11 protein-coding genes and 1 rRNA gene are annotated in these 13128 nt (G+C 42.3%); 7 read left to right on the forward strand and 5 right to left on the reverse strand.

From position 1 onward, the window contains the following. Positions 1–129: 129 nt before the first annotated feature. Both F955_RS15700 and F955_RS15705 read right to left on the reverse strand, forming a co-directional pair. Positions 130–1667, reverse strand: a 16S ribosomal RNA gene (locus F955_RS15700). Positions 1668–2085: 418 nt separating this feature from the next. Next, entirely contained in the window at positions 2086–2670 is a 585-nt protein-coding gene (locus tag F955_RS15705; protein ID WP_004814048.1) for a peptidylprolyl isomerase, read from the reverse strand. A 104-nt stretch (positions 2671–2774) separates the two neighbouring features. Between F955_RS15705 and F955_RS15710 the strand changes: the two genes are divergently transcribed. Then, positions 2775–3446, forward strand: a complete 672-nt coding sequence (locus tag F955_RS15710) for an acetoacetate decarboxylase family protein (RefSeq protein ID WP_004897436.1) — start codon at positions 2775–2777, stop codon at positions 3444–3446. A 71-nt stretch (positions 3447–3517) separates the two neighbouring features. On the opposite strand, the gene F955_RS15715 is transcribed toward F955_RS15710, so the two are convergent. Beyond that, positions 3518–4588: an alpha/beta hydrolase gene (locus tag F955_RS15715; RefSeq protein WP_004897438.1), complete on the reverse strand. Its 1071-nt coding sequence runs from the start codon at positions 4586–4588 to the stop codon at positions 3518–3520. Between the two features lie 206 nt (positions 4589–4794). Between F955_RS15715 and F955_RS15720 the strand changes: the two genes are divergently transcribed. The 6 genes from F955_RS15720 (at position 4795) to F955_RS15745 (ending at position 11457) form a co-directional block, all read left to right on the forward strand. Then, positions 4795–5289, forward strand: a complete 495-nt coding sequence (locus F955_RS15720) for a hypothetical protein (protein ID WP_004814042.1) — start codon at positions 4795–4797, stop codon at positions 5287–5289. A gap of 1110 nt (positions 5290–6399) precedes the next feature. After that, positions 6400–6948 carry a nucleotide exchange factor GrpE gene (gene grpE, locus F955_RS15725; RefSeq protein WP_004897440.1) on the forward strand — a complete coding sequence of 183 codons (549 nt, stop codon included), beginning with the start codon at positions 6400–6402 and terminating at the stop codon, positions 6946–6948. A gap of 121 nt (positions 6949–7069) precedes the next feature. After that, positions 7070–9010, forward strand: coding sequence for a molecular chaperone DnaK (dnaK, locus tag F955_RS15730; RefSeq protein ID WP_004897442.1), 1941 nt, complete (start codon positions 7070–7072; stop codon positions 9008–9010). A 150-nt stretch (positions 9011–9160) separates the two neighbouring features. Next, on the forward strand, positions 9161–9991 hold the full coding sequence (locus F955_RS15735) for an OXA-134 family carbapenem-hydrolyzing class D beta-lactamase OXA-277 (RefSeq protein WP_004897444.1): 831 nt from the start codon (positions 9161–9163) through the stop codon (positions 9989–9991). Positions 9992–10060: 69 nt separating this feature from the next. Continuing rightward, entirely contained in the window at positions 10061–10975 is a 915-nt protein-coding gene (locus tag F955_RS15740) for a matrixin family metalloprotease (protein WP_004897446.1), read from the forward strand. A gap of 104 nt (positions 10976–11079) precedes the next feature. Next, entirely contained in the window at positions 11080–11457 is a 378-nt protein-coding gene (locus F955_RS15745; RefSeq protein WP_171058635.1) for a hypothetical protein, read from the forward strand. A 74-nt stretch (positions 11458–11531) separates the two neighbouring features. Here the strand turns inward: F955_RS15745 and erpA are convergent, their stop codons facing one another. Together erpA and F955_RS15755 are read right to left on the reverse strand one after the other, a co-directional pair. Beyond that, complete coding sequence (gene erpA / locus F955_RS15750) at positions 11532–11867, reverse strand: iron-sulfur cluster insertion protein ErpA (RefSeq protein WP_004814030.1); 336 nt, start codon at positions 11865–11867, stop codon at positions 11532–11534. A gap of 116 nt (positions 11868–11983) precedes the next feature. After that, positions 11984–12958 (reverse strand): putative solute-binding protein, encoded by a 975-nt coding sequence (locus F955_RS15755; protein WP_167456613.1) that lies wholly within the window; start codon positions 12956–12958, stop codon positions 11984–11986. Positions 12959–13128 lie beyond the last annotated feature (170 nt).

Consider the following 13128-nt stretch of genomic DNA (forward strand, 5'->3'; position numbering starts at 1 on the left):
TGACAAGACTTGAACTTGTGACCCCACGCTTATCAAGCGTGTGCTCTAACCAACTGAGCTACAGACCCTCAGATACATCGTCATGAAGAACAACTTGTTGTGGATTCTTACCAATCATCAATCTTTCGTTAAGGAGGTGATCCAGCCGCAGGTTCCCCTACGGCTACCTTGTTACGACTTCACCCCAGTCATCGGCCACACCGTGGTAAGCGTCCTCCTTGCGGTTAGACTACCTACTTCTGGTGCAACAAACTCCCATGGTGTGACGGGCGGTGTGTACAAGGCCCGGGAACGTATTCACCGCGGCATTCTGATCCGCGATTACTAGCGATTCCGACTTCACGCAGTCGAGTTGCAGACTGCGATCCGGACTACGATCGGCTTTTTGAGATTAGCATCCTCTCGCGAGGTAGCAACCCTTTGTACCGACCATTGTAGCACGTGTGTAGCCCTGGCCGTAAGGGCCATGATGACTTGACGTCGTCCCCGCCTTCCTCCAGTTTGTCACTGGCAGTATCCTTAAAGTTCCCGGCATAACCCGATGGCAAATAAGGAAAAGGGTTGCGCTCGTTGCGGGACTTAACCCAACATCTCACGACACGAGCTGACGACAGCCATGCAGCACCTGTATCTAAGTTCCCGAAGGCACCAATCCATCTCTGGAAAGTTCTTAGTATGTCAAGGCCAGGTAAGGTTCTTCGCGTTGCATCGAATTAAACCACATGCTCCACCGCTTGTGCGGGCCCCCGTCAATTCATTTGAGTTTTAGTCTTGCGACCGTACTCCCCAGGCGGTCTACTTATCGCGTTAGCTGCGCCACTAAAGCCTCAAAGGCCCCAACGGCTAGTAGACATCGTTTACGGCATGGACTACCAGGGTATCTAATCCTGTTTGCTCCCCATGCTTTCGTACCTCAGCGTCAGTATTAGGCCAGATGGCTGCCTTCGCCATCGGTATTCCTCCAGATCTCTACGCATTTCACCGCTACACCTGGAATTCTACCATCCTCTCCCATACTCTAGCTTTCCAGTATCGAATGCAATTCCTAAGTTAAGCTCAGGGATTTCACATCCGACTTAAAAAGCCGCCTACGCACGCTTTACGCCCAGTAAATCCGATTAACGCTCGCACCCTCTGTATTACCGCGGCTGCTGGCACAGAGTTAGCCGGTGCTTATTCTGCGAGTAACGTCCACTCACTTTAGGTATTAACTAAAGGAGCCTCCTCCTCGCTTAAAGTGCTTTACAACCAAAAGGCCTTCTTCACACACGCGGCATGGCTGGATCAGGCTTCCGCCCATTGTCCAATATTCCCCACTGCTGCCTCCCGTAGGAGTCTGGGCCGTGTCTCAGTCCCAGTGTGGCGGATCATCCTCTCAGACCCGCTACAGATCGTCGCCTTGGTAGGCCTTTACCCCACCAACTAGCTAATCCGACTTAGGCTCATCTATTAGCGCAAGGTCCGAAGATCCCCTGCTTTCCCCCGTAGGGCGTATGCGGTATTAGCGTTCCTTTCGGAACGTTGTCCCCCACTAATAGGCAGATTCCTAAGCATTACTCACCCGTCCGCCGCTAGGTCAGGTAGCAAGCTACCTTTCCCCGCTCGACTTGCATGTGTTAAGCCTGCCGCCAGCGTTCAATCTGAGCCATGATCAAACTCTTCAGTTTAAAATCAATAGTGCTTTATTCAAAACACCAAATCTTGGCTCATCAATTTTCTGACATTCATTTCTCAAATAAACTTCGAGTAATTTCTACCATCAATCAATGAAAATAATTTCGATCAATCAACCAGTAAAAATCCACACAAGTTGTTCTTCATAATCTCTTAATGATCTTTCTAACACCTCGTCAGTGCCAGAAGCTGGACTCAAAACACCGGATAACTCAGCGTCTCGCTTCGTTCATCACCGTGTATCTCGTCGGTATGGGTGCATTATAGGGCAATTTCCTACACGTGCAAGTGCTTTTCACTGACACAAATCACGAGTGTACTATTTTTATGCACCAATATGGATCATTTTTATTCTATTATTCACATAACCACATGATTATAAAATAAAAATAACCGTAAAAGATTTCTACATCATTTTTTACTTATTTTTTGCGGGCTTGCTGTTTTAATGCTCACACTATTAATAATAATTGGTTTTAGCGGCACATTTTGATGCATTCCATAGTTGGCAGTTGGAACACCAGCAATTTTATCAATCACATCCATGCCTTTAGTTACTTTACCAAATACTGCATAACCCGCATTCATAGGAGAACGGTTCAAAAAGTTATTATCGACCAGGTTCACAAAGAACTGGGAACGGGCTGAATCTGGCTGGTTCATACGGGCCATGGCTAAAGTGCCACGTGTATTGCTTAAACCATTATAAGATTCATTCTTAATAGTTGACTTATTATTTGGCTTTTCCACCATATTCGCATCAAAGCCGCCCCCCTGTACCATAAAACCTGGAATCACCCGGTGAAAAATGGTGCCTTTATAGAAGTTGTCTTTTATATAGTCTTCAAAGTTTTTGGCAGAGATCGGTGCTTTATCATTATAAAGCTCAATTTCGATATTCCCCATAGAAGTTTTCATTTCAACTATGGAATTGGCCGCCAGTGCTGGTAAAGCTAAAGCTGTTAAAGCTATTGCATATAATGGTTTTTTTAACATTTTTTAACTCATCTACTCAGAAGTAAGGGTTGAGAATCAAGCTATATTAATCTTTGATACCCATTAATGCATTACCCTAACCGACCAATTACAAGAGAATAAGAATGAACGTGCATCGTTTGCAGGAGAAAAATATTCATCAGTTTCCTCCCTGGCATTTACAGGGAGAGGGTTTTATTTTGAATTATTGGATTACACCGCACTTTATCCGTGAATCTCGGAATTTTGGAATTGCTCCTTCTCCGCTGGGCCGTGTTGTACAAGTTATGCTGGTACATTATCACCATTCTCCTGTAGGTCCTTATGACGAGCTACTGATTATGGACCATCCTTTAATAAGTCGAAGACGTCTGTCTACTATTCCAAAGATTTATGTTTCTACGCATGAATCTATTGTTCACGGTCAGCACTTATGGGGGATACCGAAGGAATATGCAGAATTTGAATGGCAGGAACAAGGACAGGAAATAATTTGCCGAATCACTCATCAAGGGCAAAACATGACTGTTCGTCTGAAGAAATCTAAATCATCACGTTCCTTCTATTTAAATAGTCATCATCTTCCAACATCCATGTTAAAGATTCGACAAACCTGGAAATCGTCACATTATCAGTTTAGCCCGCAATTCCGAGGCTATCTATCCAAACTCGCTCAGGTAGAGTGGCAAAATACTCAATCGATTTTCCCGGATTTTTCTCGAGCCAAATACATACAAAGCTTTTATGTACCTAAATTCAATCTGGTCTTTCCCGAAGCCAAGGTACATAAAAAGTAAAAACTGGTGTTTCACGTGAAACACCTTAATTGAGATTTGATTTATTACTCTATATAGATAGAGAGCTATTTTTAACTATGCTTATCCCAGAACTTACGGAAGTGTTTACTCATTTCAATTACATTCTTTTTGGCGCGTCTTGAAATACTGGTCAGATTAATAAAGCCATGCGTCTGATCGGTATAATCATGATAATGTACTTTCACTCCATGCTGACGCAGCTTATGTGCATAAATAGCCCCTTCATCATGCAACACATCATGACCAGCAGTAATCAGATAAGCCGGCGGTAAATTTTTCAGGTTGCCATAGGTCGGTGAAATGAGTGGATCATCCAAAGCAATTTCATGTCGTTCCACATAATGATAAGTCACCAGTTCGATATCACCATCAGTGAGTACCAGACCATCTTTATAAGCAAAATAGGAAGGATGACGGCTTTTAAAGTCCATGGCTGGATAAAGCAGTAACTGGGCCTGAGGTACGTAAATCTTGTCTGCACTGCGCTGAGCTACGACTGCTGCCAGATTGCCACCCGCACTATCCCCTGCGACTGCAATGCGTTTTTTTAGAATTCTGAGCTGCTTGCTATGTTGATGCGCCCAAGCCAGTGCATCTTCGCAGACTTGAACAATGTGTGAAGGATGATGTTCCGGCGCCAAAGGATAAGCGACACTTAATACTTGGGCATGCGCGTGTTTGGCCAGCAAACGACAATATTCATCATGTGTGTCCAGACTACCAATCAGGAAGCCTCCTCCATGATAAAATATAATTAAAGGCAACTTTTTAGCTGGAGCCGGGTGATAGTGACGTGCTTGTACGATGCCACTGTGCAAGGGTAACTGGATATCTTCAACCTGGCGAATAGCAGTCGGTTTGGATTTTAGCAATTGCATGCTCTGTTCAAAGAAAATACGTGACTGCGCGATATCTTCTCTAACTATTCCAGTCTTGCCCTGTTTTAACTGCACGGCCATCAGACATTTTATAAAGGGATCCAGTTCAGGATAGTGATAAGGATAATCCAGACTTCTGACTATTCTTTCCTGAGCAATTTTAGGTAATCGGTCCAACAGACGCGCTGCCACCCCTTGCCCCTTATCCATCATGGCCTGTAATTGCTGACTCGATATCACCATAGCTTCCCATCCTTATTCGCTTAATTCTTCATATTTTCTACATGATCAGGGTGTATTTTGACCATATTCTTATATAAGTGCCTACATCGACATACAAATTTAGGCAGATCAATAAGCTAATCTCATTTTATCCCCCTGTCATTGACAATTTAAGCTGCTGTTTAGGCGCAAATTGTAGGATTGACCTTAACAAGGAGTGCTCACCTATGGCTGGAAAACTGATATTCGTATCAATTGCGACGAGCTTATTGGCTGTAGGTTGTGTCGCATTCCCTGAAGATGACTATTATGACGGACGTTATAATAGAGCTTATGACTATCGCTATGACCGCGATTACCGTTATGATAACCGTTATGATCGGCAGCGTTGGGAATATGAACAGCAACGACGTTTACAGCAGGAACGTCGCCGAACTGAACTGGAACGTCAGCGACTAGAGCAACAGCGTCGCCAGTTGAATGATCAACGTAGAAAACAGATTGAGCTGGATCATAGACGTCAGCAGGAACGCCAGCGTATTGAACAGCAACGCAAAAAAATCAGTAGCAGCCAGGCGGCTAGAAACCGAGCCGAGGCAGAGCGTAAAAAGCGTGGACAGCAGGCAGATACACGTCGCCGAGCAGCTGAACAGCAGCAACGACGTAAAGCTGAACAGAACCGAAATGAGCGTGTTAAACGCTGGCAGGAATCACGTCGCTAGAATAGTCAGATTAATCTAAAAAGTTGAAAGCGACCTAAACGATCACTAATCCAAAGAAATTTAATCTATAAAAAAGCCCGATCTCGGGCTTTTTTTAATGTCTTTATGAACAGAAATAGATGTTAGATAGCTATTATAGAATAAAACCCCTGAAGCGTATTTCTCCAGGGGTTTTATAGGGTTGTGTTTAAACGAACATCCTCTCGTTTATATGCTTCTCAGCAAATTTTTAAGAACTTCCTGTTCTCGATAAATCAATATTAGGCTGATTTGATCATCTAACAAAGCAGATATTGTCCTGAATCCTTGTAGGCTTTAACTTACAGCTTTTCTATAAGTGATTGATCACTAGAATTTGAGAAGAAAATTAATAAATTTTACGCAAAAAAAAAGCTTATCTAGAGAGGATAAGCTTGAAAAACACATTTCAAAATAAGAAGAAACTACAGCGATAGAATCTAAAACGAATAATACGAAGTTGATCATTTTTTGTGAAATACTTTATTGCTTAGTTATTAATCGCTTTTATGTCTAAAAAACAGTCAATATAAACATTCAGGCAAAAAAATAGCTGAGTCTTGGGGTATTCAGCTATAAAAGAGTAAAACGAATCAGGAACAGTAACCTAGTTCGGCTCTCTCCTTCTGAACCAGGTCACTGTTGATAAAGCTATGATGGTGCTTTTGATTTAATTTTTAAAACAGATAAATATTATTATTTATATCTAAAAATACGATTAAAAATTTTTCTGATTAAAAACATTATTTTAATGAATGATTTATTTTCTAAAAACTAATTTAAGTACTTATACATTCATCTCTCATCTAATTACTAAGATCAAAACTAACTAAAAATTCTGAGGTTTTTATCTTCAAAACAGAGAAATTGTCTGCTTTTTCTCATTTCAATCCAGTTTGGAACAACAGAAACACAGCCTTTTGCAATAAATCTTAAAATTAATCACTCATTTCGCTTGAATTTTGAAGCCCAGCCCCGACTTCTTTATGTAATTAAGAACTTCCCAAATCATGGCAGTTCAGCATTCACGCAGTTAGCACTGATACCGAAGGACTGTACATGTTTAAGAACCCATTTAAACGGAGTAAATCAATGGCGACTGAGCAAAACGATCAAGCTCAAGAACTTGAGCAAGAGCAAACGGAACAACAAACAGCTCAAGCTGAACCTGAACCTGAACAAGCTGAAGTTACCGTTGAGTCTTTACAGGAACAAATCGCACAGCTTGAAGGCGATTTAAAACTGGAAAAAGCACGTACTGCAAATGCCGTATATGAGGCACAAAAAAGTGTAGAACGCATTCAGCGCGAATCAGAAAAGCATAAAGATACTGTTTTGGAAAAGTTTTCTAAAGAGCTGTTAGAAACTGTAGACAACCTTGAACGTGCGATTGCCGCCAATGGCGATGAAAAAACGGCTTTGTCTGAAGGTGTGGAGCTGACCCTAAAATCATTACTGACCACTTTAGAGAAATTTGGTGTAGTGGTGATTGATACAGCCAATGGTTTCAATGCAGACCTGCATCAAGCTGTGGGGATTGATCCAAATGCAAAAGCCAATGAAATTGGCAACGTATTACAAAAAGGCTACACCTTACATGGTCGCTTACTCCGCCCTGCAATGGTGATGGTTGGCGCTTAAGCCTTATAAAATCGAGAGTTGATAAAAAATTTTCATCCAAACAACTTGAAAAATTTTGATTGGCTCTCATATCGAATAACAAGTGAAAACATTGAAAAAGAATTTTTGAGGAAACATCCAAATGGCTAAAATTATTGGAATTGACTTAGGTACAACTAACTCATGTGTAGCGGTACTTGAAGGCGACAAAGTTAAAGTAATTGAAAACGCAGAAGGTGCACGTACAACTCCATCTATTATTGCTTACAAAGATGGCGAAATTCTTGTAGGTCAATCTGCAAAACGTCAGGCTGTAACTAACCCTAAAAACACATTATTCGCAATTAAGCGTTTGATTGGTCGTCGTTATGAAGACCAAGCGGTACAAAAAGACATTGGTCTTGTACCTTACAAAATCATCAAAGCAGACAATGGCGATGCTTGGGTTGAAGTGAATGACAAGAAACTTGCGCCACAGCAAATTTCTGCAGAAATTTTGAAAAAGATGAAAAAGACTGCCGAAGATTATTTGGGCGAAACTGTAACTGAAGCAGTCATTACTGTACCTGCGTACTTTAACGATGCGCAGCGTCAAGCAACCAAAGATGCAGGTAAAATTGCAGGCTTAGAAGTTAAACGTATCATCAACGAACCAACTGCTGCTGCGCTTGCATTTGGTATGGACAAGAAAGAAGGCGACCGTAAAGTTGCTGTATATGACTTGGGTGGTGGTACTTTTGACGTATCGATCATTGAAATTGCAGACCTTGATGGCGACCAACAAATTGAAGTGTTATCCACCAACGGTGATACCTTCCTTGGTGGTGAAGACTTTGACAATGCCTTGATCGAATACTTGGTTGAAGAGTTCAAAAAAGAGCAAAACTTCAACTTAAAACAAGATCCATTGGCACTACAACGTCTTAAAGAAGCAGCTGAGAAAGCAAAAATCGAGCTTTCTTCTTCTAACGCGACTGAAATTAACTTACCGTACATCACTGCAGATGCAACAGGTCCGAAGCACTTGGTAATGAACGTGACTCGTGCCAAACTTGAAGGCTTGGTTGCTGATTTAGTCGCTCGTACCATTGAGCCATGTAAAATTGCGCTACAAGATGCAGGACTTTCAACTTCTGACATCTCTGACGTAATTTTGGTGGGTGGTCAATCACGTATGCCACTTGTACAACAAAAAGTACAAGAATTCTTTGGTAAAGAGCCACGTAAAGACGTAAACCCAGATGAAGCTGTTGCAATTGGTGCAGCAATTCAGGGTGCGGTATTGTCTGGTGACAAAACTGACGTATTACTTTTAGACGTAACGCCATTAACGCTTGGTATTGAAACCATGGGCGGTGTGTTGACGCCAATCATTGAGAAAAACACGACGATTCCTGCGAAGAAATCTCAAGTGTTCTCAACAGCGGCAGACAACCAGCCTGCGGTAGACATTTCAGTTTACCAAGGTGAGCGTAAAATGGCGCAGCAAAACAAACTGCTGGGTAACTTCCAGTTAGGTGACATCCCACCAGCTCCACGTGGTGTGCCACAAATTGAAGTATCGTTCGACATCAACGCCGATGGTATCTTGAAAGTATCTGCAAAAGACAAGAGCACTGGTAAAGAGCAATCTATCCAGATCAAAGCAAACTCAGGTTTGTCTGATGCTGAAATCGAAGCAATGATCAAAGATGCTGAAGCGAATGCTGAAGAAGACCGTAAGTTTGAAGAGCTGGCTAAAGCACGTAACGAAGCGGATGCCCTGGTTTCTTCTGCTCAAAAAGCAGTGAAAGATCTTGGTGAACAAGTGACTGCTGACGAAAAAACTGCAATCGAAACTGCAGTGTCTGAGTTAGAAGTGTCAACTAAAGAAAATGATGTAGAAGCGATCAAAGCGAAAACTGAAGCGCTGCAAAACATCATCATGCCGATTACTCAACGTGCTTATGAAGCAGCTCAAGGCCAAGGCGGTGCGCAAGGTTTTGATCCAAACGCTTTCCAGGGCGGTGAAGGTCAACAACAAAAAGCGGATGACGGCGTTGTAGATGCTGAGTTCACTGAAGTGAAAGATGATAAAAAATAATTTGTCAGCTTAAACTTAAAAAAAGACCGCGCGAAAGCGCGGTTTTTTTATGCCTAGACTTGAAGGAATAAATGGAAAATTACCAAAATTGGATCGTATTTTCAGGCAAAGCTGTTTAAGTTAAATCAAATATTAAAATATCCTGAACTTATGAAAATTCTTATTTTGTGGCCTTTACTCAGTTGCTTGAGCCTGACAGCTTGTAGCTTCGCTGTTTCAAATTCGCCCTCTCAAATCACTTCAACTCAATCTATTCAAGCTACTGCAAAGTTATTTGATCAGGCACAAAGCTCTGGCGTTTTAGTAATTCAACGGGGTCCACATCTACAGGTCTATGGCAATGATTTGAGTCGTGCACATACCGAATATGTTCCTGCTTCAACCTTTAAAATGTTTAATGCTCTGATTGGCCTGCAACATGGTAAAGCCACGACCAATGAAATTTTTAAATGGGATGGCAAGAAGCGCAGTTTTGCAGCCTGGGAAAAAGACATGACTCTCGGCCAAGCCATGCAAGCTTCTGCTGTACCCGTCTATCAGGAACTGGCACGTCGCATTGGTCTGGAACTAATGCAACAGGAAGTGCAACGTATTCAATTTGGTAATCAGCAGATTGGTCATCAGGTCGACAACTTCTGGTTAGTCGGACCTTTGAAAATCACCCCGAAACAAGAAGTCGAATTTGCCTCTGCGCTTGCTCAAGAGCAGCTTGCCTTTGATCCTCGGGTTCAGCAGCAAGTTAAAACCATGTTACTGTTACAGGAGCGACAAGCTTATCGGCTTTATGCTAAATCCGGTTGGGGTATGGATGTGGAGCCGCAAGTCGGCTGGCTCACCGGCTGGATTGAAACACCTCAGGACGAAATCGTGGTATTTTCACTGAATATGCAGATGCAAAGTAATATGGATCCGGCGATCCGTCTTAAAATTTTGCAGCAGGCCTTGGCTGAATTAGGGCTTTATCCGAAAGCTGAAGCGTAACGTAAATAGGCATGGGAAAAACGCCAAATTTAAGCTATATTTTTAAGAATAAACATTTAAATAAAAAATATGCGTCTTTTGCTCTGTCTAGTCGTAGTGGTATTACTAGTTGCAGGTTTTCTGCATCTACAGACCCAGTCTCATCCGCAGCTAAAATTCAACTCTCTGACTGACCGACTCACCCATCCTTTTGATACGCGCTTACGCTTTAAGGTGGATCAGGTTGACCCGGGTTTTGGACTGACCCGTGAAGAAGTGATTCAACTGGCACAAGAAGCCGTTGAGATCTGGCATAGTGGTACTGGCCGTGATGACCTGATGGTCTATGATGAAAATGCGCAGCTCAGCATCAAGCTCATTTATGATCACCGCCAGCAGGAATATGATGCACTGAAAAAAACCACACAGAAATTACTTCGCGATGAAGCCCAATATCAACGTCAGGCAGAAAACCTGACCGCCTCCCGAAATCATCTGGATCAGCAACAGCGTCAGCTGTTAGAGCAGCGCAATCTGCTACAACTCCAGTTCGAGCAACTCATGCTACGGCGCAATCAGCCGGGACTTTCTGCTCATCAACGTCAGCAGTTGCAACAGGAATTTAACGAGCTTCAATTCAGGTCAGAACGTTTCCAGCGTGAAGCAGAATATCTGCAGCAACAACAATTATCTTTTAATACTCAGATTTCCGCCTATCAAAGCAGTGTTCAGTCTCACCATAACAATATCAATCAGGCACAACAGCGCTTTCCGCCACGCCAGTTCCATAAAGGGATTTTTAAAGGCGATGAAATCCATATCTATCAGTTTGATGCGCAAGATGACTTGCGTCTAACACTGGCACATGAACTGGGTCATGCCTTGGGTTTATTGCATCATGGCGATGCTGAAGCACTGATGTATCCGGTATTAGGTGAACAAAAGCTGGAAAATTTTGAACTGCGCCCGGCAGATAAGACTTTGCTTTATACACGTAAATCTTAAGCAATTTAATTCCTTATAAGTTTTATGTCTTTATTATCTTTTTGAACGACCATAGTCGATGATTTCATGTTATTGTGAGCATCTATCATTCACCAAAGCCCTCTGTGGAGATCGGCATGAGTTATTACCATATCCTGATTGAAGCCAATGATCATATCAGTACAATTGATGAAACTCGTGATATCGAAATCTTTGATATTGTAGAACTTCAGCCTTATTTACATGCGATTCTGCTCCCTTATTTCAATGAGCAGCTGATTGAACTTGAGGATGAAAATATTGCCTATCAAGACATTCTGCATTTGCAAGTAAAACAGACTCTATTGCCGATCAACGACCTGATTGAAGAAGAACAAAAACTGTTACCAAGTGATACCGACATTACCATCACAGCTTATGAGATTTTTAATAATCGTGAGCTGAGTCAGGATGTGACGACAGTGATCTTTGACCTGCTTGAAGCGGTGAAACTTGAGGCTTAACTATAAAAATAGCGTATAAAAAAGTCCTCATTTTGAGGACTTTTGATTTCTATGGTCTAAATCTCAAATCATTTTTAGATCGAGAAAGATGAACCACAGCCACATGTAGTCGTAGCATTTGGGTTTTGTACCACAAAGCGAGAGCCTTCCAACCCTTCAATATAGTCAACGACTGAACCTACCAGGTACTGATAGCTGAGTGAGTCGACCAGCATCTTCACATCGCCGTTAATAAATTCTGCATCATCTTCATTCTGGCTTTCAGCAAAGTTGAAGCCATAAGAGAAACCTGAACAGCCGCCACCAGTCACATAGACACGTAGCATAAGATCTTGGTTACCTTCACTGTCACGCAATTGGCGTACTTTATTGGCAGCATTGTCAGTCAGCACAAGTGCTTGAGCATTCATGATGGATTCCTCTGTTCGGTTCGGGCATCTTTAAAAAGAAAAGACCATATTTCAAGTATAGCATACTCAATATATGGTCAGTCTTTGTAAATTAAAGCTTAATCAGAGTAAATTTATCAGGATTGTTTATAATTTTCATCCTGTAGTGCACACTCAAAGTTTTTCGGGTCCTGCTTACAGCGGAACTGCCATAACAGCTTCATCATACGTTTGTCATAAATACCGCGCTTCGTCAGATCAATCCGCGCTTCACGCATCATTTTCTGATAACCGGGTTTGTCTGCTGCTGGAATATCCATCCAGTATTTAGAGGGAATATCAGCTTTCATTTTACCTAAAATTCCGAAAGCGCGTGGCAACTCCCCTTTCACCCATTCACGTGATTTTTGCCCAAAACCTGCCGGGAATTTATCTGGACGGATGATGATATTGCCTGTCACCTGTAAAATCGGATAATTCACAATCGCACCTTTGCTACCTAGACCTTTATGCAGCTCTAAGGGTTTGAATACGGCAGCAGGTGCGCCAATGATATCAACCTGACCATTGTTAAACTTGGCACCGAAGTTGGTGACATCAGCGCTGACCGCCTGTGCACCTACCTGTTGCACCATGATTTTTTGCGCTTCGTCATAATCCAGTACAGCAATTTTTTTGCCTGCTGCTTTAGCTACGGTATTAATACTGCGGTCATTGACCAGCAGGAAAGCATCACCCACTGGAATGACTCCGGCGACTTCATATTTGCCTTGTAACATATATTTGGCAAAAGTCTTGCTTGCCAGTCCTTGCATCACTTTAACTGCCAGATTCAGATCTGGGATCGCACCAATAGCATCCAGTGAACCGGTAAAATTATTGAACTGGCGTCCGCGCATCCCTGTGACGCTAATACCATCACATTTCCCGGCTTTAAAATCTTCTGCAACCACAGCTTCATTGGTATTTACCCGCAGCTCGATATTTGCACCCCAGTTTTTTGCAGCCAGCTGATAATCTTTCATCACAGCGTACACATCGCCATTCTTACCGACCAGATCAAATACACAGATGATTTGCTTCGCCTGTACTGTACCGGACGCTGCGACCATGCCTGTACCAAGTGCGAACACCTTCAACCAAGTTTTCATATTTTATTCCTTAAAAAATTGTTTTTGTTTTCTCAGGACTGCTGCATATCATTGTTTTTATGAGAAAGATGACAGCATGACTGATATTCATTCTAATCATTTTCAAGTCGCAGGCAATGGCAAAGTTGCCT

It is taken from the genome of Acinetobacter schindleri CIP 107287 (genome assembly GCF_000368625.1).
Classification (GTDB): domain Bacteria; phylum Pseudomonadota; class Gammaproteobacteria; order Pseudomonadales; family Moraxellaceae; genus Acinetobacter; species Acinetobacter schindleri.